At 47.1% G+C, this 23,087-nt stretch carries 21 protein-coding genes and 1 riboswitch; of the genes, 6 read left to right on the forward strand and 15 right to left on the reverse strand.

Features of this window, described 5'->3' with window-relative positions; all coding sequences use genetic code 11:
* Nucleotides 1-37 precede the first annotated feature (37 nt).
* The 4 genes from ACHA8N_RS04380 to ACHA8N_RS04395 form a co-directional block, all read right to left on the reverse strand.
* The gene (locus tag ACHA8N_RS04380; protein ID WP_393964861.1) at nucleotides 38-1,237 is read right to left on the reverse strand and encodes a Bcr/CflA family multidrug efflux MFS transporter; all 1,200 of its coding nucleotides are present in this window, start codon (nucleotides 1,235-1,237) and stop codon (nucleotides 38-40) included.
* A 13-nt stretch (nucleotides 1,238-1,250) separates the two neighbouring features.
* Nucleotides 1,251-2,384, reverse strand: coding sequence for a YfbR-like 5'-deoxynucleotidase (locus tag ACHA8N_RS04385; RefSeq protein WP_393964862.1), 1,134 nt, complete (start codon nucleotides 2,382-2,384; stop codon nucleotides 1,251-1,253).
* A 60-nt stretch (nucleotides 2,385-2,444) separates the two neighbouring features.
* Nucleotides 2,445-3,200: a TerC family protein gene (locus ACHA8N_RS04390; protein ID WP_393964863.1), complete on the reverse strand. Its 756-nt coding sequence runs from the start codon at nucleotides 3,198-3,200 to the stop codon at nucleotides 2,445-2,447.
* A gap of 153 nt (nucleotides 3,201-3,353) precedes the next feature.
* Nucleotides 3,354-4,211, reverse strand: a complete 858-nt coding sequence (locus ACHA8N_RS04395) for a TerC family protein (protein WP_393964864.1) — start codon at nucleotides 4,209-4,211, stop codon at nucleotides 3,354-3,356.
* A gap of 307 nt (nucleotides 4,212-4,518) precedes the next feature.
* Here ACHA8N_RS04395 and folE2 point away from each other — a divergent pair, with 307 nt between their 5' ends.
* The 4 genes from folE2 to ACHA8N_RS04415 all read left to right on the forward strand — a co-directional run bounded on the left by folE2 (nucleotide 4,519) and on the right by ACHA8N_RS04415 (nucleotide 9,899).
* Entirely contained in the window at nucleotides 4,519-5,424 is a 906-nt protein-coding gene (gene folE2, locus ACHA8N_RS04400; protein WP_393964865.1) for a GTP cyclohydrolase FolE2, read from the forward strand.
* 101 nt (nucleotides 5,425-5,525) lie between these two features.
* The gene (locus ACHA8N_RS04405; RefSeq protein ID WP_393964866.1) at nucleotides 5,526-7,292 is read left to right on the forward strand and encodes a LytS/YhcK type 5TM receptor domain-containing protein; all 1,767 of its coding nucleotides are present in this window, start codon (nucleotides 5,526-5,528) and stop codon (nucleotides 7,290-7,292) included.
* A complete protein-coding gene (locus tag ACHA8N_RS04410; RefSeq protein WP_393964867.1) occupies nucleotides 7,273-7,968 on the forward strand; it encodes a LytR/AlgR family response regulator transcription factor in 696 nt (231 codons plus the stop codon). The genes ACHA8N_RS04405 and ACHA8N_RS04410 overlap by 20 nt, the downstream gene beginning before the upstream one ends.
* Before the next feature lie 137 nt (nucleotides 7,969-8,105).
* Complete coding sequence (locus ACHA8N_RS04415) at nucleotides 8,106-9,899, forward strand: carbon starvation CstA family protein (RefSeq protein ID WP_393964868.1); 1,794 nt, start codon at nucleotides 8,106-8,108, stop codon at nucleotides 9,897-9,899.
* A gap of 77 nt (nucleotides 9,900-9,976) precedes the next feature.
* On the opposite strand, the gene ACHA8N_RS04420 is transcribed toward ACHA8N_RS04415, so the two are convergent.
* The 9 genes from ACHA8N_RS04420 to pta form a co-directional block, all read right to left on the reverse strand.
* Nucleotides 9,977-10,420, reverse strand: a complete 444-nt coding sequence (locus tag ACHA8N_RS04420; protein ID WP_393964869.1) for a GDYXXLXY domain-containing protein — start codon at nucleotides 10,418-10,420, stop codon at nucleotides 9,977-9,979.
* Nucleotides 10,417-11,610 (reverse strand): DUF2157 domain-containing protein, encoded by a 1,194-nt coding sequence (locus ACHA8N_RS04425; protein WP_393964870.1) that lies wholly within the window; start codon nucleotides 11,608-11,610, stop codon nucleotides 10,417-10,419. Before ACHA8N_RS04425 ends, ACHA8N_RS04420 begins: the two co-directional genes overlap by 4 nt.
* A 151-nt stretch (nucleotides 11,611-11,761) precedes the next feature.
* The gene (locus tag ACHA8N_RS04430; protein ID WP_147511573.1) at nucleotides 11,762-13,741 is read right to left on the reverse strand and encodes a methyl-accepting chemotaxis protein; all 1,980 of its coding nucleotides are present in this window, start codon (nucleotides 13,739-13,741) and stop codon (nucleotides 11,762-11,764) included.
* Between the two features lie 200 nt (nucleotides 13,742-13,941).
* Nucleotides 13,942-15,144, reverse strand: a complete 1,203-nt coding sequence (locus tag ACHA8N_RS04435) for a hypothetical protein (protein WP_393964871.1) — start codon at nucleotides 15,142-15,144, stop codon at nucleotides 13,942-13,944.
* Between the two features lie 286 nt (nucleotides 15,145-15,430).
* Complete coding sequence (locus ACHA8N_RS04440) at nucleotides 15,431-15,730, reverse strand: rhodanese-like domain-containing protein (protein ID WP_393964872.1); 300 nt, start codon at nucleotides 15,728-15,730, stop codon at nucleotides 15,431-15,433.
* Nucleotides 15,731-15,825: 95 nt separating this feature from the next.
* Nucleotides 15,826-17,202: an amino acid permease gene (locus ACHA8N_RS04445; RefSeq protein ID WP_393964873.1), complete on the reverse strand. Its 1,377-nt coding sequence runs from the start codon at nucleotides 17,200-17,202 to the stop codon at nucleotides 15,826-15,828.
* A gap of 223 nt (nucleotides 17,203-17,425) precedes the next feature.
* Entirely contained in the window at nucleotides 17,426-18,733 is a 1,308-nt protein-coding gene (locus ACHA8N_RS04450) for a nucleobase:cation symporter-2 family protein (protein ID WP_147511569.1), read from the reverse strand.
* The gene (locus ACHA8N_RS04455; RefSeq protein ID WP_147511568.1) at nucleotides 18,730-19,314 is read right to left on the reverse strand and encodes a xanthine phosphoribosyltransferase; all 585 of its coding nucleotides are present in this window, start codon (nucleotides 19,312-19,314) and stop codon (nucleotides 18,730-18,732) included. Before ACHA8N_RS04455 ends, ACHA8N_RS04450 begins: the two co-directional genes overlap by 4 nt.
* Before the next feature lie 74 nt (nucleotides 19,315-19,388).
* A riboswitch (purine riboswitch) is annotated at nucleotides 19,389-19,488 on the reverse strand.
* Between the two features lie 66 nt (nucleotides 19,489-19,554).
* Nucleotides 19,555-20,541, reverse strand: a complete 987-nt coding sequence (gene pta, locus ACHA8N_RS04460; protein ID WP_147511567.1) for a phosphate acetyltransferase — start codon at nucleotides 20,539-20,541, stop codon at nucleotides 19,555-19,557.
* Between the two features lie 345 nt (nucleotides 20,542-20,886).
* Between pta and hemQ the strand changes: the two genes are divergently transcribed.
* Nucleotides 20,887-21,663 carry a hydrogen peroxide-dependent heme synthase gene (gene hemQ / locus ACHA8N_RS04465; RefSeq protein WP_393964874.1) on the forward strand — a complete coding sequence of 259 codons (777 nt, stop codon included), beginning with the start codon at nucleotides 20,887-20,889 and terminating at the stop codon, nucleotides 21,661-21,663.
* Between the two features lie 93 nt (nucleotides 21,664-21,756).
* Nucleotides 21,757-21,906 carry a hypothetical protein gene (locus ACHA8N_RS04470; RefSeq protein WP_012369127.1) on the forward strand — a complete coding sequence of 50 codons (150 nt, stop codon included), beginning with the start codon at nucleotides 21,757-21,759 and terminating at the stop codon, nucleotides 21,904-21,906.
* Nucleotides 21,907-22,048: 142 nt separating this feature from the next.
* Here ACHA8N_RS04470 and ACHA8N_RS04475 read toward each other — a convergent pair whose 3' ends face one another.
* Together ACHA8N_RS04475 and ACHA8N_RS04480 are read right to left on the reverse strand one after the other, a co-directional pair.
* Nucleotides 22,049-22,417, reverse strand: a complete 369-nt coding sequence (locus ACHA8N_RS04475) for a DUF423 domain-containing protein (protein ID WP_026830583.1) — start codon at nucleotides 22,415-22,417, stop codon at nucleotides 22,049-22,051.
* Nucleotides 22,414-23,025, reverse strand: coding sequence for a trimeric intracellular cation channel family protein (locus tag ACHA8N_RS04480; protein ID WP_114597173.1), 612 nt, complete (start codon nucleotides 23,023-23,025; stop codon nucleotides 22,414-22,416). Before ACHA8N_RS04480 ends, ACHA8N_RS04475 begins: the two co-directional genes overlap by 4 nt.
* Nucleotides 23,026-23,087 lie beyond the last annotated feature (62 nt).

Here is a 23,087-nt window from a genome sequence, read left to right on the forward strand (position 1 = left end):
CGATTCAAAAGGAATCGGCTTCGTTATCATGATCTTCTTATCCTTTTTTCCGAACAATCAGCAACATGTAGACGAGCAGTGCCAAACAATCGAGCGTCATGATGATCAATCCCATCGGCAAGGCCGAGTCTTCGCCCATCACACCCACAAGTGGAGAGACGAGTGAACCGACAAGCATCGGCAACAAACCGAGCAACGCCGAAGCGCTTCCTGCCGTCGATCCATAATTTTGCATGGCCAAGGTGAAACCAAGCGTCGAAATCATCCCGACACTCGAGACGACAAAGAATAATGGAATCATGACCAGAATCAAGGAACTCGACAAGGTCAAGGCAAGGAAGAGACCGATACCCGCAAGCGCAACGACCGTTAACGCAATCCGCATCATCTTCTCACTGTCGACCCATCCGGCCAGTCGTCCCGCGGTTTGCGCCGCGATGATGATTCCGATTCCATTGATCCCAAACAAAAAGCTGAACTGTTGTGGACTGGCGCCATAAATATTTTGTAAGACAAACGGCGAACCGGAAATATAGGCGAACATCGCTCCCATGACAAACGCTTGGGCGAACGCGTACCCGAGGAACGTCCGGTCCGATAACAACCGTCCGAATGTCTGGAACGTCGTCTTTAAGTTCCCCTCCACCCGATGATGAACCGGGAGTGTTTCCGGTAAACGGAAGGCGACGGCAATCAGCATCAGTGTACTGAGAATGGCAAGAAGGTAAAAGACAACCCGCCAGTCTCCGAACCGCAAGATCTGCCCACCGATGATCGGTGCCAAAATCGGTGCCGTTCCGTTGACGAGCGACAATGCCGCAAAAAATTTCGTCAGTTCGGGTCCTTCAAATAAATCGCGGACAATCGCTCGCGAAATGACGATTCCCGATGCTCCTGCCGCCCCTTGAACAAACCGTAAGGCAATCAAGACTTCAATCGTCGGTGCAAAGGCACAGGCGAGTGAGGCGAGCAAGTAGGCGAACAACGCCATCAATAAAGGGCGTTTCCGCCCGCGTACGTCACTGAGCGGTCCAACGATAATCTGCCCGAGTGCCATCCCGAGCATACAGGCCGTTAAGCTCAGTTGAATCGACGAGGCACTGGCGCCAAACGAGCGTGACATGTCGGGAAACGCCGGTAAATACATGTCAATCGACAGCGGACCCAGTGCCGCGAGTGATCCTAAAATTAAAATGAGCGTCAATCGTTTCGTTTGAATCGGTGAGGCGTTTGTCATCGTCTTCCTCCTTTTAAGATGTCACGTAATCCAAGTCATGTAAGACATAGGCAAGGAAAAAGACAACCGATGGATTTTCATAGGCCGTTTGGACTTTCTTTAATTGTGCCCGGTAACCCGTCTCGTATTCGACGCCGTTCAGTTTCCGCTCCATGTTCATCTTAATCAACGCATCGAGTTTATCGACGACATCGACCATCTGTCCTTCATACGTTTCATCTTTGGCTTCGACGACAAACCGGTGAAACTCACGCTGCATCGATGCCGGAAGCAGATGAATCAACGCTTCCCCTTCCGTCCGCTCGTACGCTTCAAAAGCCGCTGCCGTGACGGGCGTGGCATGTTTGACGGGACCAAGGACATCGCCTGTTGTTCCTTCGACCAAATCATGACAAAGCAGACGCGATACGACTTCCGCCGTATCGATTTCCACGCCGTACTTCTTCGATTCAATCAAACCGTTGAATAATCCAAGCGACGCAGCACGAAACGCATGCGTCGCATCGTTATCATCAATCGTATTAAAACGGCCTTTCCAGCGCCGGATCGTATCCATCATCAGGATGTTGTCGATGAAGCGCGACATGGCATCTTCCGCAAAAACGGAATGGGTCAACGTCCGAATCGCATGTAAAGGATGATCTAAAAGCACCGTCTTCAATTCCGCCGTTTTGGCTTTAAAAAACGTCGAACCGGTCATGTCGGCTTCCCGTTTCGCAAACAACATCGCATCAAACGTATCTACCGCTTCGACCATCTGCCCTTCCGGCGAATCATCTTCCGCAAAGACAAGATAGTTCGTAAAATCCGGTTGCAACGATTTAGACAGCAAGGCGACGAGTTTTTCACTCGCTTGTTGTTCCATCGCCTGAATATGCGCATGCAGCGTCGGTTCTTTTTTCGTCCGGTGTTTGATGGGTCCCGTGATGACTTCGTTCATGTCGTGAAACAAAGCTTTTCCGAGTAACGACAGACGATCCAACTTGACGCCGGTCGCCTCCTCTTCGATATAACTCGCCATCAAGCTGAATAACGCGACCCGAAAGCTGTGACTCGCCGCGTTATCCGGAAAACGCGGAGCGTACTCATCCCAGCGCGGAACATTTTGCATCCGTGTCAACATCCGAATGAAATTACCGTTTTGCATCGTCATCTCTCCTCATTCAAAAACGGACAGGGGAATGATGACCCTGCCCGCTCTTCTTTATTATTTTTCTGTTTTCGTACCGCTTCTAAACCAACCTAACACCAAAATCAGTGCGAGGACAACCCAGAAAATCGATTGCCAGAGTGTACTCTCTGGAAATTCATGCGGCAATACGTCAATCGATGGATGAGCCAGTGTCATGACGACTAACTTCACGCCAACCCAGGCGACGAGCCAAAAGGCAGCTTCTTCAATACCCGGTCGTTTCTGTAACAAGACGACGAACCAGCTGGCGAAGTAACGCATGATGACCAGTCCGATGATTCCACTGAAGAAGACGACCCAGAATTGTCCGGTGTTCAAGCCACCAATCGTTCCGCCAATCATCGGTAACGTCGTCGCCATCGCAACTGCTGCCAGCGTCGAATCGACGGCAAAGGCTAAATCCGAAAACTCGACTTTGACGACCGTCCACCAAAAATTAGGGGACGCTTTTTGTGACGCCATTGCGTCCGGCACTTGATGTTTATTCGAGCGTGCCTCCACAATCCCTTTGAAGGCGACATAAAACAGATAAATCGCTCCAAGTGCCTGCAGTTCCCAAACCGTCGCCAAGTAAGACGCGAAGAAAATCGCGACGAAGCGTAAGACAAGGGCTCCGATCAATCCATAAAACAACGCTTTTTTCCGTTGCTCATCCGGTAACGGACGAACGAGGACAGCCATGACCATCGCGTTATCCGCAGATAACAGCCCTTGCAAGATGATCAAGACGAGTCCAACGGTCGCATACTGCGTAATTAATCCAATATCCATAAAAACGAATCCCCTTTTTGTTCAGTAAGTTTATTATAAGGCCGCTTACCTAAAAGAAAAAGACTGAAGGCTTGAATCCGATTGTTCTTTTTACCCGATCTTCCTAATTTTCAGACAAAAAAAGACTCTCCATGAAGGAGAGCCTAATCGGTGTTATAGATTTTTTTCGACTTTCTTTTCTGCATCCGGATTAGATTTCGTTTTTGGAGATGAGAACCAACCCCAAAGTGCGAGACCCACCATGACTGTCCAGAAGAAGATTTGCCACGGTGTACTGTGCGCGAATCCTTCCGGAAGTTTTAACACTTCGAAAATTGTACCTTCGATTGAAGCATGGTATTTCGGGTGTTCAAGCGCAAGAACCGCAAGTTTTACCCCGACCCAGGCAACGATGGCAAAGGCTGCCGTTTCAAGACCCGGACGCTCTGCTAGTAACTTGACAAAAACGCGGGCTGCGAAACGCATCAAGACGACACCCATCAGTCCACCCGTCAAGATGACGACGAAATGACCGGTATTCAATCCACCGATTTCACCGGTTCCCCAGTTCGGGAGAGCAACGGCAAGTGCGACGGCTGCCAAAATCGAATCGACCGCAAACGCGAGGTCAGCGAATTCAATCTTAGCGACGGTTTTCCAAAACTCGGCTTTAGAAACCGGTTCGTCTGATTTCGGTTCTGCATCGAGTTCGTTTTCCGCTCCATGATTCTCCCCAATCCGCCGGGCTTTAACGGCTTTGTAAATATGCCGCAGTCCCATGATCAGGAGGTAAGCAGCACCAAGTGCTTGGATCTGCCAAATATCGACGAGGAATGAAATTGCGAATAATGCCGCAAATCGAAGCACAAATGCTCCTGCCAATCCGTAAAATAAAGCTTTTTTCTGTTGCTCGCCCGGCAAATGTTTAACCATTACCGCTAACACGAGCGCGTTGTCTGCCGAAAGGAGTCCTTCTAATGCGATTAAGACAAGGACAACCCAGGCATACTGAAGTACTAACTGCCAATCCATCTACTTCATTCCTTCCTGATTTCAATTCAAACGGAGATATGCTTTCTAATGACACGACTTTTACACGTTCACATGAACATATAGTATACGATAATATACCCGATTGCAAGAAAGTTATGCTTGTGAATAAGCAAACTGTTTCTTCCGAGTCTTGTCAGTTTTGTTTTTATAGAAGTTCATGATAAAATTCATAGCAACAATATGTCGCGAAGCACATTCACGGAATCATCAGACTTGCTCGTCTCTAGCATTCCTGTCATGTTATTACTACTTGCACTACTACAAAAGGACAAAGGGGCCGATCTGAATGTCTACCTACCCGATTACACTGCCAACCAAAGAAGAGCGTCACAAGCTTTTTGGTTCTGTTCCCCCTATTAAAGGAACAAAACCGACTGAAAAAGATAAAATGATCGATCTGCAAAATACACCAAAGAATTTCTTATTCGCGCTTGATGCAGTAGGGATCTCAAACGTCAAACATCCGGTTGTCATTCAAGATGGCGAGACGACACAAGCAACCATCGCGACGTTTGAACTGTCGACTTCGCTCGTACAAGACCGTAAAGGAATCAATATGAGTCGTTTGACAGAACAACTCGACCAGTACCATAACGAAGGCTGGGTCGTCACAAATGAGTCACTCATTCAATTCGCTCGTGATCTTGCTGAGCGCATGGAGCAAACAGAAGGACAATTAACAATCCGTTACCCGTGGTTCTTCACACGTAAAGCGCCGGCAACGGGGCTCAGTGGTTTGATGAATGCTGAAGTCTGGCAGACCGTCAGCGTGAACACGGAAACAAACGAAGCGACATTATCCGTTGGATTGACAATCAATGTCACGACACTCTGCCCGTGTTCAAAAGAAATCAGTGAATACAGTGCCCATAACCAACGCGGTTACGTCACGATGGAAGCTTCTTTACGCGACGAAGCGGATGACTTCAACTGGAAACAAGAACTCCTCGACGCCGCAGAATCAAATGCTTCAGCACCACTTCACCCGGTCCTCAAACGTCCGGATGAAAAACGCGTCACAGAAATGGCGTACGAAAACCCACGTTTCGTCGAAGACATGGTGCGTTTAATCGCTGCCGACCTTTACGAGATGGATCCAATTGCTTCATTCTTCGTCGAATGCCGCAATGAGGAAACGATTCACCAACATGATGCGATTGCTCGCATTACGTTTGATAAAGACGCTCAATAATACGGCAATGGAACTCCAAACGATCTTCGGGTCGGCTGGAGTTTTTTTTCGTTGTTCTCCTTTTCGGTAACGTTTACACTTAGGACGAATGGAGGGATGTCATGTTTGAACTCATACCCTTTTTACTGGAACGACTCGGAATCATGATCATTTTAGCGTTTATTCTCGCCCAGTGGGGACCAACACGTCGTGTGCTGAAACAACCGGAAGCCGGTTGGCAATTCGGCTTACTGATTTTATTTTTCGCTACATACGGCATACTCAGCAACTACACCGGTGTCAAAGTCGATTTGGCCAAGTTTTTACCGCATACCTGGCTTGATGAAGTAAACGGAACGTCTGCCATCGCAAATACACGGACGATGATTGTCGTCATCAGCGGCTTGCTTGCCGGTCCCGTCGGCGGCACGATTACGGGACTGCTCGTCGGAATCCACCGGTATACACTCGGTGGTTTCACCGCCTTCGCCTGTGCCCTCGCGACCGTAATCGCGGGTGGTGTCAGCGGGTGCTTACGCGCTTATTGGCGTGATCGCTTGGGGAGCCGTGCGCTGCTCCCGATTTGTTTAACCGGATTTTTAATGATCTTTGAAATGTCACTGATTCTTTTGTTGTCTAATCCCTTTCCGGTTGCGATCGAACTCGTCCAGTTCATCTTCATCCCGATGACGATTGTCAATGTGCTTGGTGTCTGGCTGTTCCTGTCGATCATTCGATTGGCGGCGCGGGAGGAAGAACATGTCCGGGCACGGGAAGCGGAGCGCTCGCTGCATATCGCCGACTTGACGTTACCGTACTTAACACGCGGCTTGAATATCCAAACGGCCGAAGCCGTCGCGGACATCCTGTTGCAACAAACGCGTGCCGACGCGGTCTCCTTGACCGATCAATCCGTCATTCTGGCGCATCTTGGCGTCGGCAGCGACCATCATCAAGCGGGTGGTCAATGGACGACACGTCCAACCGAACATGTCTTGATGGACGGACAACTCCGGCTTGTCACTGACCGCGATGACATCGGCTGTCCGAAATCAGATTGTCCGCTTCAAGCCGGGATCATTGCTCCGTTGACAATCGGCGGAACAACCGTCGGAACACTGAAAGTCTATTATCCGCACCCTGATGTACTGGACGCGGTCGAAGTCGAACTGATTGAAGGGTTAGCGAAATTATTTTCGACGCAACTCGCACTCGGTAATGCGGAGCGACAGGCAGGGTTGCTGAAGGATGCGGAAATCCGCGCCCTTGAAGCACAAATCCACCCACACTTCTTGTTTAATGCCATCAATACAATTTATGCTTCCTGCCGGACGGATGTCGAACAGGCACGGAGCTTGTTACTGGAACTGTCGACCTTCTTCCGCAGTAATCTGCAGGGCGCCCGGTCGACGAAAATTCCGTTGCAAAAGGAACTGGAACATATCGAAGCTTATATCTCGCTTGAAGCTGCCCGGTTCCCCAGCCGCCCGTTCGTTGATATTGATTTAGAGGAAGGCACGGAACAACTACTCGTTCCCCCCTTTGTTCTCCAACCGTTAATCGAAAATGCCTTCCAGCATGCGTTCCGTCCCGGGCAGACCGGATACGTCGGCGTCACGGTCTGGTTGACCGCGGATCAATTGGTGTTGGAAGTCGTCGATAATGGACAGGGGATTGAAGAGGAGCGGCTCGCACGCCTCGGCCGGGAAGTCATTGAATCCAGTGGTACCGGAACCGCTCTTTTCAATACAGCGGAACGAATTAAAAGCCTGTATGCCGAAAATGGTTCTTTCCGATTGACCAGTCAACCTGGAGAAGGTACAAGCATTACCATCCATCTGCCGATTGAAACGGGAAAGGAGGCGCCGCATGCGCACAATCTTAATTGAAGATGAACCGCTCGCCCGCGACGAACTGCGTTATCATGTCGTCCGAGCTGGACTCGAAGTCATCGCCGAGACCGGACACGTCGGTGAAGCCGAGCAATTCGTTCGGACATTACAGCCGGATCTCGTTTTTTTAGATGTCGAACTGACTGACGGAAGTGGTCTGGACGTCGCGAAACGATTACAATCGATGCCGCATCCGCCTGCGATTTTATTCGTTACGGCTTATGATGCCCACGCACTCGAAGCCTTCGAACTGAATGCGTATGATTACATCTTAAAACCGTATGATCCGTCACGGATTGTCCGGGCCATTGAAAAAATTATGCGGAAACCGGTGCTTAAAACACCGCGGATTGAACGATTGGCCGTCGAATCCGGGGATCAGTTAAAACTGCTCTCCCCGCGAGAGGTCGATTACATCGTAGCGGAAAACGGTAAAACGAAAATTGTGACCCGTTCCGAATCCTATCCTTCGAACGATACGTTACAGGAACTGGAGCGAAAATTATCTGATCACCGTTTCCTTCGGGTCCACCGTTCCTACCTCGTCAATCTGGCTGCTATCGAAGCAATCGAACCTTGGTTCAACGGTGCCTATACGATTAAAATCCAACAAATTGATGTTCCGGTCAGTCGGACGTATGTCAAAATCTTAAAGGAAGCACTCGGGATCTGAGTGCTTCCTTTTTTTCCGTTCATCGCCCCTTTCCAACGTGTCATCCTTCAAAAACAACCACTTGTCCTCAAAACAAAAGAAAGCGTTTTCATTTAGCATACACTTTCCTTATACCAATTTACGAGGAGGTCTAACGAATGAGTGCTACCCCGATTGTTATTGCCGTCATTTGTATTTTATTAATCGTCTATCGTCTTTACGGCACGTTCATGGCCGTTAAGGTCCTAAAAATCAAAGAGGACCGGGAAACGCCGGCCCATAAATTTGCGGATGGAAAAGATTATGTACCGACGAATAAATGGGTATCGTTTGGTCACCATTTCGCAGCGATTGCAGCGGCCGGTCCGCTCGTCGGTCCTGTCCTCGCTGCTCAGTTCGGCTACTTACCTGGTTTGCTTTGGCTCTTGATTGGAGCCGTCATCGGTGGTGCCGTTCACGATATGGTCGTCCTGTTCGCTTCGATGCGTCAAGACGGTCAATCGTTATCGGAAGTCGCTAAAAAAGAACTGGGACCGGTCGCCGGTTTTTGCGCTGGCCTTGCGATGCTCTTCATCATCACGATTACAATGGCCGGACTATCCATGGTGGTCCTGCATGCCCTTGAGCATAACCCATGGGGAACGTTCGCTGTCTTCTCCACTATTCCGATTGCAATGGGTGTCGGAATCTACTTACGTAAAGGCGGGAATCTCGTTTTCGCATCAATCGTTGGCTTTTTACTGATTCTTGCGGCAATCGGTTTTGGTCCGCAACTGACAGATACGTTCATCGGCAATTGGTTTGATTTATCTTCCCGCCAACTGGCAATCGCTTTACCGATCTATGCTTTCTTTGCTGCTGCTTTGCCGGTTTGGCTGTTGCTCGCTCCACGGGATTACTTATCGAGTTTCATGAAGATCGGGGTTTTCCTTGCTTTGATCATCGGGGTCTTTATCATCAACCCGGATATCCGCTTCCCGGCTTTCACGAAATTCGTGGATGGTGGTGGTCCAATCATCGCCGGTCCCGTCTGGCCGTTCATCTCGATCACGATCGCGTGTGGTGCGATTTCAGGATTCCATGCCTTTGTCGGTTCCGGTACGACACCTAAGATGATCAATCGTTGGAGCGATATCAAACCGGTTGCCTTTGGCGCCATGCTCGTCGAGTGTCTTGTCGCCGTCATGGCGTTGATTGCCGCGACGTCGCTCGAAGTCGGTGATTACTTCGCCATCAACTCGACACCTGAAGTGTTCGCGACACTTGGTATGAGTACGGTCTACCTTGATGAATTGTCGCGGGAAATCGGCCTTGATCTTGCCGGACGGACCGGTGGCGCTGTTTCACTCGCCGTCGGGATGACGTTCATCTTCCGAGCGATTCCATGGTTCCGGGAAATTGCCGGCTTCTTCTTCCAATTCGTGATTCTGTTCGAAGCCGTCTTCATCTTAACGGCGATTGATGCCGGAACACGGGTTGCCCGTTACTTGATTCAAGACTTCTTCGGTGAATTCTACAAACCGTTGAAACGGGTGGACTGGATTCCCGGTGCGATTTTTGCAAGCGCCCTTGGAACGTTCTTCTGGGGGTATCTGCTGTTTTCCGGAGATATCGGTTCGATTTGGGCATTGTTCGGTGTCTCGAATCAATTGATGGCTTCGATCGGCTTAATCATCGGAACGACGATTATCCTGAAGATTGCCGACAAAAAGGTGTATGCCTTAACGACATTCATTCCGCTCGTCTACTTGCTCGTGACGGTGACGTTCGCCGACATCTGGATGGTGGCAAACGTCTATGCCAATCCGGCATCTGCCGGCTTCAGCATCCTCAATACGGTTCTTTCCGTCACGATGGGGATACTCGCGATTGTCATCACAATCTCTGCTGTCCGGAAATGGATTGAGTTGCTCCATTCACCGCGTTGGGAAAAAGTTAAAAAATCGGCGTAATCATAAAACCGCTTGGATCATCACGTTTAAAGGTGATGGTTCCAAACGGTTTTTGTTGTTTTTCTGAGTTCATTCAACTACTTTCGAACCAACAATTCAGTCGCCCGGACTGTTCCCCAAGGCGAAACATCGGCTTTGACTTCCAGTTTTTTTGCATCCTCATATCCTTTACCGGTGCCTTGTTCGACATAGTACTGGGTCAGCTGGGGAATCGTCACGTACTGATCGTAATAATCTCCCGTAACAGACCCGAAAAAGCGTTCATTCGAGATGCGGTCGATCTTGGCATAACCATCAGAATCCTCAGTAAATGTAACGTAGACCACTCCTTTTTTGACGGAATCCGCCGGCTTCAAGTCAGGATACTGCAACATGACATATTCGCCGTAAACCGGGCTGAACGGGTCATACGGTTCTGCCCGAAAACGATAGCTGTCACCGAACCAGGAAATGGAATAAAAACTGAGGATCACACCGAGGACAACAATGATTTGCAGAACTGGAAACAGATATCGCTTCATGACGGAATCCCTCCTTCACGACGTTTTCGAATCCACCACAAGACACCGGCAATCAAGAAGACGAGCAGTGCACCGACAAGGAAGAATAACGACATATCTAGGCGATCCCAGGCATAGATGAAATAGATTGTCAGTTGAACCGCAATGAAATAGATGAATGGAATCGTAAGGCGACGACCTTGGCGCTCTTGCTCAATCAAATAGACAAAGGCAATGATCTCGACGAGCGCAGCAATCAAGATGGCTTGTTCGTCAAACCAAAGGAATCCGAACAAACAGAGCGGCAAAATCCAAAGAAGCGGGCGAAATTTGTGATACATCAAATAACCGATCGCAAGACCAAAAACAGCCAATGCGACTGCTTCTCCTAAAGGAATGACAGAATCTGTTATTTCCGCACGAACTGTTAAATAAATCAGGGAATTGATGGCGCCGACAATCAAATAAAGACGGTATAAAAAGTGACGGTCCTGATCCTGTTTGACGACGAGCAACAGCGGTACAAGGGCGAATAGAGTCCAAATCGGCCACAAAACACCGTCGTAAGAAATCAAGGCAAATAATTCAAGTCCTGCTAGATAGAGGAACAGCCAACTGAGAATGAGTGACGGGAAAGACTGACTGAAATAGAACCATGCCAGCGAAACCATCACGACGAAAACAATCGATGTCCAGTCGAGAAACGTGGCGTGCTCACTTCCGAATCCGCCCACTCCGGTAAAGATATTCAACCCTGAGAGGAAGGCGAGAATAGCATAGGCCGGATGGCGCCACGTAAAGAAGTGGGCAAGTGCAGCGAGAAAGACTGCCCAACCGATGAAGGAACCTTGCATGGACATATGGAAGCTTTGAACGGTGACGATGAGCGCTCCGGCAAAGGCGATGATTCCAAGAATCCGAAAAGCGACGGGATTCCAAATCGTGCGTCGTTCTGATACATCAGCCAAGACATAGCAACCGACCATGATGACTAAGACTAAGCCTATTTTAATGAGGACCGGAATCGCCTGCCAGTTGGCAGCCAAAAAGCTGAGTAAGGCCAGTCCAACAAATGTCAGACCGACAATCAACAATAACGGAACGCGTTTCTTTTTTTGACGGTGGCCCTCATAGTCTTTGATTCGCTCAACCGTCTCTGCATCAATCAAACCCGCTTGTTGCCACTCTGTTAACTTCGTCTGTCGTGCCATCATCAACACCTCCTGATGAGGAATACTGGTCTATGTTTATATTTTCCCGATTACCTTCCGATTCAAGCAAAAATCGATGAAATCACAGTCCGGTTTCATAGCACTTCAGACACAAAAACGACCGTCACGCAGCGTGACGGTCGTTAATGAATCAGACTTTAAAACGTGAAACCAGAACGTGTAACTCTTCTGCCATATCCGATAAAGTCTTGGCCGATTGCGAGATATCTTCCATTGAAACAAGTTGTTCTTCCGTTGTCGCTGCGACACGCTCTGATGCAGCAGAATTTTCATCTGCAATATGAGCGATTTCTGTTGCTGACGCTGAAACCTCTTGTACGTTGGCCGCGATTTCTTCAACTGTCGCTGTGACATCCTCGATTCGCGGTGTCATTTCTTGTGTCCGCAACATAATTTGTTTAAATCGGACAGCCGAGTCCTCCGTTGTTTCGAGTCCCGCCTTCGTATGATGTGATACTTCTTTCATCAAAGTGACGGAACGTTCCGTTTCCTGTTTGATATTTTGAATCAAATGCGAGATTTGTTTCGTCGATTCCTGCGATTGTTCAGCAAGCTTACGCACCTCACTGGCAACGACCGCAAATCCTTTTCCGTTTTCACCTGCTCGCGCCGCTTCGATCGCTGCATTTAACGCGAGTAAATTCGTCTGTGTGGCAATGCCATTGATGACATCAACAATCTTCCCAATTTCATTTGAACGATGCGCAAGAGACTGGATCACTCCACCAAAATTCTCGACTGATGCATCGATTGCTTTCATCTGCTCAACATTTTTAGTAACAGCTGCGGTGCCGTCTTCTGCCTCTGAAGCAGTCGCACGAGAGAGTTCCGAGACATTCGTTGAGCTCTCGGCAATCCGCATGACACCTGACGTGATGGCTTGAAGCGATACGGCATTGCCATCCAATTGACGTTTCGATTGACCGGCGCCTGCTGCCATCTCTTGAATCGAACCGGCAATTTGTTCAGATGCTGCCGTTGTTTGTGCAGCATTTGCCATTAATTCTTCTGAAGAGGCGGCGACTTGCCCGATTGATTGATCGAGATTTGAGATGATACCGCGTAATGACAGAATCATGGTGTTAAAGCTTTCAGCCACTTTCCCAATTTCATCATTTGACTCGACAACAACCTCTTCCGTCAAATCACCTTCTTGAATCCGTTCAGCACTCTTTGTCAAACGGCTCAACGGACTGATGATGGAACGTAAAATGAAGAACAAGAGAATCGCTGCCAACACGCATGTTGCGGCAATGACACCGAGTGTTGTCCACAAAATACTTGCCGTCTCATCCGTAATTTCATGATCGTACAATGTCCCGGCGACTTTCCAACCGGTCAAGCTATTGGTCATAAAGTCCATTTGTTTATTTTCATCCTCAAACATATAAGAGAAACGTCCTTCTTTTCCTGAGAAAAGTGGTTTCACCCAGTTTCCTGAAGCGGTTTCACCTGCTTTCAGCGTCGGATGGGTTACGAAATTTTTATTCCGGTCTAAAATTGTCACATATCCTTCTTTTCCGATTTTGATCTTTTTCGCAATCTCCGCGATCCGGTCGACATCGACGTCAACTGCGACGACACCTCGTCCGTTTCCGCCCGTCTGCGATAACGTCACCATCATTTTGCCTGATGCTGCATCCACATACGGGTCTGTGATGACTACTTTTCCACCTGCGTCTTCTGCTGCCTGGTACCACGGACGTTCCCGTGGATCATAGTCTTCCGGCATCGACTGCTCCGGATAAATCGTCATTTCTCCCTTCGCTGTCGCATAATAAATGTTTGCGGCTTGTGGATGGGTATCTAAGTATTCAGTCATTTTTTCTTTTAAGTCGAGGTTCTGTTTCCCTGATTGATAAAGTGTTCCGTCAATCCGGTCCGCAAAAAAGGCGACATCGCGTCGCATCGGATCGACGATATTCATGACTTCATCATTCATCCGGTCGACACCCGCGTGAGCGGACTTCAAGATTTCATTTGTAATTTTTTGTTTTGATTGGTTGTAAGAAACAAAGCCAATCAATAGAGAAGGAATCAATAATAAGAGCATAGAAGTGATAATCAATTTCTGTTTGATGCTTAACGTGCGTTTTTTCTTTTCTTTCATAGCGATCTCCTGTTCCCGAGTACGTACTCGTTGTTCTATCCTTTATATCGGCTAAAATGTAGGTTTTTTCACAGGAAATAAAAAGAGAAGAAAATTCCTTTTTTAGAAGGCGCTTTCTTCAGTGGACTTATCAATCGTACGTTTATTTTAAATTATTCAATGTAAGTTAAACATTTGAATAGGCGTTGAATTGCCCTCTCTCAATCAAACATGAGGAAATCATATGAAAAGACATGACGTGCCTGATTGGATTCCAGTATCTCGGACAATCCTTTTATTTTACTTTCTTCGGTCTTCTTACCGCTCGATAAAGCATATGTTTCAATCAAATATTTATCCTTACTTTTTTGATCATACTGCAGCGTGTATAAAAAGTTACCATCAAAAAAGTTCTCTTTATGGTGTCGCTTTCCTTTCGGGTTAGCTTCTTCTAATTGGAAACTTGTTTTGATGTCAGTCGTTTTCGTATTAAACGTCATGACGCTTCCACGTCCATCAATGTAATACACTATCCCTTTGTACAGATGGGAGGAATGTTTTATGTTGTACGGAATCAAGGCTGTCAGGTCTTCTTCCTTTTGATAGGCGTACATCAAAAATGTTTTTTGCTCAAACGAGTTCTTGTCGATGCGTTGCATGACCAGTTTGCTTTTCTCTTCATGATCCAACTCAGTAACTTTTAAAATGACATAATAGTAGTCTGCATCGCTCATAATAGACGAGAATGCTTCTATTTCATTTTTACCTTCAACTTCAAGCTTTGTCTTAGTGTTCAGCTTCATTTTTCCCGAAGGAAACGTCACTTCTTGAATCATCATCGGTGAATTTTCTTCTTGAATGTTTTTGGTGGACAACAACAGCAGGCGGTCCTGCTCAATCCCTGTTGCGTTGATATAAAACGGGATACTTTTTTCTTTAAATCCAGCCTTATCACCAAAATTTATGGTATAGCTGTACTTGTCATCCTCATTGAAACCCGTGTTGAACAGAGAGAAAAATAACTTGTCTTTTCGAATGTAGCCTGCCTGTTCTCCCATGTATTGTGACTTTTTTAAATTAAATTCCTTGTAGGAAGAACCGATTAACCTCATTTTTTCTGAATCGACAAGCAAAAGATCCTTTTGTGGAGAAACCGCTAAATTATTTAGTTCCAATCCTTTAGAAGTAAATGATTTCGCCTGATTGTTACGGTCTATAAAGACTGTTAATCCGAGGCCATCCCCTCCTACATCTTGATCCGATGTCGTCGAAAAATATAAAGCAGCTTTTTGTTTTTTCATAAAGTCCGGGTTTTCAATACTGTCTTGAGAAATGCTGTACGGTACAGGTTTCAGATACTCGTATACGTAATACAGGATACCTCCGCCAATTACTGTGAGTATGGATATAAGTACAAGATACAATGTTTTCCTCATTAGATTCTCCTTATTTTTAAAATTGAGATTTTCATATATCATCTGCTGATTAAGCTTATATGTATCTTATTCAATTACCCTATTTTTGGATATTATTTACTTTTATATTACGTTATTATAATTGAAATTTCATTGAAAATATGTTTTTAGAATAAATTAAAATCCATTTTTTCTAAAAATAATGCGAAAAGCCTTTATCTTTCGGCAACAACACACACCAAAAATAAAGGCCTTTTGAATAAATTTCACTTTTACTTCATTGCAATCAAAGCTTTTACGCTTCTTGATCACCTTGCCAGTTCATCATGCCGCCTTCGACATTGACGACGTCATACCCATACTGTTCAAGGAATCGTCCGACATTCTCGCTTCGTCCACCCGCTTTACAAATCAGGTAATATGTTTCACCTTCCTGCAGCTCTGTATATCGTTCTCCCATCTCAGACATCGGCAGAAAGCGGACATTCGGAATATGACCAGCATCGTATTCGTCTTGTTCCCGGACATCCACAACGTGTAAAGCCTCACCAGCTTCAAGCTTTTCTTGTAACTCATCGACATGGATCGTTTTCATAGTAGTTCCTCCTCTAATTTCATCTTCATTCAGTGTAGCAAAACTGACGCTGAAACAGAACAAAAGAGACCAGCCGCGGCTGATCTCTCCTTTTATTATTCCCCAGACGCTTGATCGAGTGGTTGACGCTTTTGTTTATGCATTCCCCGTGCATAATAGACGGCAATCAAAATCACGTACCAGAGTGGTCCAACGATAAGTGCGATCCGCGTACCCGCATCAAACGCCATCAAGACGATGACACCTGCGAGAGCGGCCAATGCAATATAATTCGCAATCGGGAAAAACGGAACAGCGAATTCAGCCGTACCATGCACTTTTCGTGCCCGCATTTGAGCAATCAAGATCATCGCCCATGTCCAGACGGCTCCGAATGTCGCGATACTCGTGACGATCGCAAACACATCTTCCGGCAAGAAGTAGTTCAAGGCCACGCCGACTAACAACGCGACGCCCGAAAGAATCGTCGCCAGTGCCGGTACACCATTTTTCGAAATTTTTGCGAAGCGTTTCGGCGCTTCCTGGTTTTGCGACAAGTTCATCATCATCCGGGCCGTCGAGAAAATCCCGGAGTTACATGACGATAGTGCTGCCGTTAAAACGACAAAGTTGATGATACCGGCCGCTGCCGGAATACCAAGTGATTCAAACAATAATACAAACGGACTACTGTTATTCTGACCGACTTGATTCCATGGATAAATCGACAGAATGACGAACAATGCTCCGATATAGAACACGAGAATCCGCAAGAAGACGTTGTTGACCGCCTTACGAATCGTTTTCTTCGGATTTTTTGCTTCCCCTGCTGTGACCCCAATCACTTCAATTCCTAAGAACGCAAACATGACCATTTGCATCGCAAGCAAGACACCACCAAAGCCGTTTGGTAAGAATCCACCATTCGACCAGAGGTTTGAAATCCCGACCGGTGTACCGTCGTTCCCGAAGCCGATGATAATAGTTAGCATACCAAGAATGATCATTGCGACGATGGCGACGATTTTAATCAACGCAAACCAAAATTCAAATTCCCCATAAAATTTAACGGCAATGAAATTGATGCTCGTCATTAAGATGAGCGCACCAAGTGCCCACATCCAGGTCGGCGAGTTCGGGAACCATTCTTGCATATAAATCCCGACTGCCGTAATTTCCGCCATACATGTAAAAATCCAGAGCAACCAATAATTCCATCCTGTCAGGAATCCGGCTAACGGACTGACATATTTCCGGGCGTACTCGGCAAAACTGCCGGATACCGGTTCCCGGACTGCAAGCTCCCCAAGTGCTCGCATGATGATGAAGATAATAAGACCACCGATTAAGTAGCCGATCAGTATTCCCGGACCTGCCAATTGAATCGCCTTGGCCGATCCCAAGAACAACCCGACACCAATTGCCGCCCCCAGCGACATCAATGTAATGTGACGTTCTTCCAATCCCCGATTCAGTTCTGTCTGTTGTTTCATCTGTACGACGTCCTTCCCGTCTCTGTTTGTTTCCTAGCAGTTCCCCTAACCGCTACGTTGTCAGTATAATGAAATTGTGTCCGTTTTGTAAACGTTTTCACGTGATATTTTTGTTCAAACACAGATACTCGAAATATTCTGATTTATGTAACGTAACATGAAAGGAGCAACCGTCTATACGAAATAGTATAGCGGACTGCTCCCCTCTTAGAAGTTACAAATCTTATTCAACTTTGGCGAGACGCGATTTTTCCGTATACGTCTTTTTGTTCGTCAGACGGAATAGCCCGTTTAATAACAATGCTGTTAACGATCCGGCGACAATCGGGCTGTCGGTTAAAACCCGTACCTGTTCCGGTAATGACGCGACAATGGCAGGATTCATGCTGATGCCGAGCCCAACGCCAAGCGCTAAGGCAACGGTGATTACATGATCATTTTTAGAAAAATCAACGCGGGATAAAATCCGAATGCCGCTCGCCGCGACCGTTCCGAACATGACGAGCATCGCTCCGCCAAGAACCGGTTTCGGAATCAATGTCGTGAACGTCGCAACTTTTGGTAAGAAGCCAAGCACAATTAAAAACAGACCGGCAAAGACGATGACTTTTCGTGTTTTGACACCCGTCAATTGAACGAGACCAACGTTTTGACTGTACGTCGTATACGGGAAACTATTGAAAATCCCACCGATGATCGTCGCTGCCCCTTCCGCGCGGTAACCCCGTGCCAAATCTTTATCCGTCAACTTCTTATCGGTAATTTCCCCAAGCGTCAAGAAAACACCCGTCGACTCGACCATTGAAACAAGCCCGACCAACGTCATCGTCAAGATAGCCGTCACATTGAACGTCGGTACACCAAAGTAAAACGGTGTCACCATCTGGAACCATGATGCCTCAGCAACCGGACTAAAATCAATCATGCCCATACCGAATGCAATCAACGTGCTGATCAAGACGGCAATCAAAACAGCAGCCGCTTTCGAAAAAACTGTTCCATAACGGTTGAAGATCAAAATCAGGACAATCGTTAACGCGGCGAGTCCTAAATAACGTATGTCCCCAAAGTCTTTTGCTCCTTGTCCACCACCAATATCATTGATCGCAGCTGGAATCAACGAGATCCCGATAATCGTGACGACTGATCCGAGGACGACCGGCGGGAACAAGACAGCAATCCGACTGAAGATACCGGAAATCACTAAAATAATCAATCCGCTGGCAATCAAAGCACCGTAAATCGCTGTAATGCCCTGCAGACTCCCAATCGCTATCATCGGTCCGACCGCAGTGAACGTACAACCGAGGACGACCGGTAAACCAACACCGGTATATTTCGTCACAAAAACCTGCAACAGTGTCGCTACGCCACACATAAATAAATCAATCGCAACCAAATAGGCCAATTCTTCTCCGGACAAACCAATCGCGTTGCCGACAATCAACGGAACGATCGCCGCTCCGGTATACATCGCCAACACGTGTTGCAAACCCAGACTCGCCGCCTTAACGTTCGATAACGTCTTCATACCGTCACCTGATCAACAAATGTCGCTTGTCCGGCTTCCAGTTTTTTGATCCGTGCCAACGATTCGACCCGGAAACCGGCATCCAGTAACTTTTGACGACCCGGTTGAAATGATTTTTCAATGACGATTCCGAAGCCCGCCACTTCCGCGCCTGCCTGTTCGACAAGTTTCGCGAGACCGAATGCCGCTTCGCCGTTCGCCAGAAAATCATCGATAATCAAGACACGTTCTCCCGCCTGCAAATACTTTTCCGCGACCGTAATCGTACTCGTCTGTTGTTTCGTAAAGGAGTAGACTTCCGCTGAAATCGTCCCTTCATTTAAGGTCAACGACTTCGTTTTCCGGGCATAGACCATCGGGACACCAAGGCGTAGAGCTGTCATCATCGCGGGTGCGATTCCGCCTGCTTCAATCGTCAAAATCCGTGTAATTCCGGCATCTTTGAACCGGTCCATGAACTCATACGCAATTTCCCACATTAAAGTCGGATCGACCTGGTGGTTTAAAAAGGAATCGACTTTCAAAACTTGATCCGATAAGACTAATCCTTCTTGTGTAATCATTTCTTCCAAACGTTTCATAACTGATTTCTCCTTTTTGAACGAAAAAAAACGCACAGCCGCTACCCGGGGGCAGCCACTGTACGCTAAAAAGAGAGCAGTAACTCACCACCCGTAGTCGGATCGTTACGGCGATCCGGTAGAGACTCGTGGGCCAATCCCCACTATTATACGAGCGTTGCTATACGTTTATTCGTTGATGCGTGATGTGTTCCATTTTACGGAGTTCGCTGAAAAAGTAAAGTCTTTTTCGAAAATGGCTTATGCTTGGCGTTCTTCAACAGCTTGTGCTGCCGTAATGATTGCCAATTTGTAGACGTCTTCTTCGTTACATCCGCGCGAGAGATCGTTAACCGGTTTGTTAAGTCCTTGGAGGATTGGTCCGATGGCTTCAAAACCACCGAGACGTTGTGCGATTTTGTAGCCGATGTTTCCAGACTCAAGGCTTGGGAAGATGAAGACGTTCGCTTGACCGGCAACATCCGACTCCGGTGCTTTTGATTTCGCGACACTCGGGACGAATGCTGCATCAAATTGTAATTCTCCGTCGATTGCGAGTTCTGGCGCCCGTTCTTTTGCAAGACGTGTCGCTTCGACGACACGTTCTGTTTCCGGTGATTTTGCTGAACCTTTTGTCGAGAAGCTGAGCAAAGCAACTTTCGGATCAATACCGAATGTTTTTGCTGTTTTCGCAGAAGCGATCGCGTTTTCTGCTAAATCGTTTGCGTCCGGTGCAATGTTGATCGCACAGTCAGCGAACACATATTGCTCGTCGTCACGTACCATAATAAAGACACCTGATGTCTTTTTATAACCCTCTTGCATTTTGATGATTTGAAGTGCTGGACGAACCGTATCACCTGTTGCGTGCATCGCGCCTGAAACAAGACCTTCTGCTTTTCCCGTATGAACGAGCATCGTACCGAACGTGTTGACGTCTTTAAGAATGAGCGCGCGTGCTTGCTCGGCTGTTGCTTTTCCTTTACGACGCTCGACGAATGAGGCAACCAATTCTTCGATTCCTTCATATGAAGCCGGATCAATCGTTTCGAGATCCGCAACGTCGATGTTATTCGTTGCTGCTGTCTCTTCGATTTGAGCACGTGGTCCGATGACGATTGGTGTGACCAAACCGTCTTTTTTCAAACGTACAGCTGCACCAAGAACACGGGCATCGATTCCTTCAGGGAAAACGATCGTTGGTTGATGGGCTTTGACTTTTGTCTCAAGCATTTCGAATAATTGCATGGTATTAGCTCCTTTTGTGGCGAATAAGTGTCGGTTTCTGTTGTTATTCCATTCCATTGTTCATTATACACAGTTCTGTTTCGTTGTTAAAACAATTTGCAAAAAAGTGTGTTTTTCATTCTTACGACTGACTTTTTGAATACTATTACAGTATTTTTTTCAATATAGTACAGACAAAAAGCGAACCGGTTCATCACACCCTTTTAACTCATACCCCGCTTTCCATTTTTGTATGTCGGTCCCGGCTTAAAATAGAACCCGTTTTCTTACGGGGAAGACAAAAAGATATGGTAAGATTGAACATGGATTAACACGTTTACTATTACAGATTCAGGAGGTTTTTTTATGCAACATCAATCATCCGAACCAACCGTTACGCAACAAGCTGCCGAAACACTCGACGGCTGGTATACATTCCATGATTTCCGCCGAATTGACTGGGCGCGTTTGAAACAAGTCGACGCTTCTGTCCGGAGCAAGATGGTGCAAGAATTTCAGGCTTTCTTGGGAGAACTCGCACAAGTCGAAGAACAAAAAGAAGGCAGTCATGCCCTCTATACAATCATCGGTCAAAAAGCGGATCTCGTCTTGATGGTGCTTCGTCCGACGATGGAAGACATTCAAGACGTCGAAGTCAAAATGCAGAAACTTGATTTATACGACTATTTGATTCCAACTTATTCGTATGTGTCCGTTGTCGAACTTGGAACGTACCGCGGTTCAGGAGAAGGCAATCCCTACGAAAATCCGTATGTCCGCGACCGTCTCTATCCGATCCTGCCAAAATCGAAGCATATCTGTTTCTATCCGATGAGCAAATCACGCCGCGACGGCGATAACTGGTATACGCTTTCGATGGAGAAACGGAAAGAGCTGATGTATCGTCATGGGATGATCGGTCGAAGCTATGCCGGCAAGATTCAACAAATCATCGGCGGATCAACCGGATTTGACGATTGGGAATGGGGCGTCACGCTCTTCGCCAACGATATTCTCCAGTTCAAGAAAATCGTCTATGAAATGCGGTTTGACGAAGTCAGCGCGAAATATGGCGAATTCGGTGAGTTCTTCATCGGGAACCGTCTGGAGTCAGCAGATCTCGAAGCACATTTCGCACTTTAATCTGCTAAATCACGTTTCATAGGAAAACCCTACGGGAATATACTCTTTGCGGCCACAAAAACTGTTAGATTTGTACCTGAAGGAGGAATTACCATGGGGAATGCTATGAACCGATCAACCCGATCGCGTGAATTGCAATTCGCTGTGCTTTCAAAAGAGCTAAAACCAGTCGCGGAACGTGTGCTGGATCGCTATGAGCAAGCATTATCGAAGCTAAATAAAACACAACCTGCAAAGCGCTGAAGCACTTGCTTCCATCGCTCTATATCGTACCGGTGAACAGACGATGTTCTGTTTGCCGGTTTTTTTGCGTTTATCAAAAAAGGATCTATCCGCTTCATCCGTTTCTCTGTTCGAGTCACGTGAAGCGAGTAGATCCTTACTGTTACAATCCTTTATACGCCCCGATGGCGACAAAAATCCAAGCCGCGATGAACAGGACACCACCAATTGGTGTAATCGCCCCCAGCTTCGTCACTCCTGTCAACGCCATCACGTACAGGCTGCCGGAGAAGAAGACGATCCCGGCGAGCATCAACCAGCCGGCCAGTGAAAATTGTGAAATCGACACTTTTAATAACATCCCGCCCAGTGCCAAAATGCCAAGCGAGTGAACCATCTGATAAAGGACACCGGTTTGCCAGTTCGCGAGCATCCGCTCGGACAACATATCTTTTAACGCGTGAGCGCCAAACGCCCCGAGTGCCACTGCCATCATCATCGACAGCGCACCAATCATGATTAAGATTTTCATTCTTTTTCTCCCCCTAAACGTCGTGCTGGTAAATTCCATTCATAATAATAGGATAGCATACGTAAAATCGTAATCAGTCCCAGTAATGTGAACAAATGAAGCGGATTCGTCAATTCAAACCGGTCGATGACGAGTGCCGCCATGACGGCCCACATCGCATAGATTTCTTTATGCAAAACAAGCGGCTTACGTCCTGCGAGTAAGTCGCGGATGACCCCACCGCCGACTCCCGTCAAGACGGCTGCAGAAATCGTTGCCGATAACGGCAATCCTTTGGCGGAAGCCATCAACGCACCTTGAATCGCAAATGCCGATAAACCGAGTGCATCAGCAAGAACGCCCCATCGTGTCCAATGTGGTAAAAATAACTGCGGTAAAATGAAAATCAACAAAGCGACTAAAATCGCAATTAAAAACAGTCCGCCTTGCGACCAAAGCGCAGAAACCGGGACTCCGATCAAGAGATTACGGATGGCACCGCCACCAAAGGCCGTGATTAACGCGAGCAGCCAAACGCCAAACAAATCATACTTTTCTTCCATCGCGACAATTGCGCCACTCATCGCAAATGCTACCGTTCCAATGATATTTAATAAGTCCCAGGACATACGCACATTTCACCTTTCTCAATAGAAATTCCAATACTTACTATACGCTCTTTTTCAATTCC

Origin of the sequence: Exiguobacterium sp. S22-S28, assembly GCF_043359615.1 — a bacterium.
Classification (GTDB): domain Bacteria; phylum Bacillota; class Bacilli; order Exiguobacteriales; family Exiguobacteriaceae; genus Exiguobacterium_A.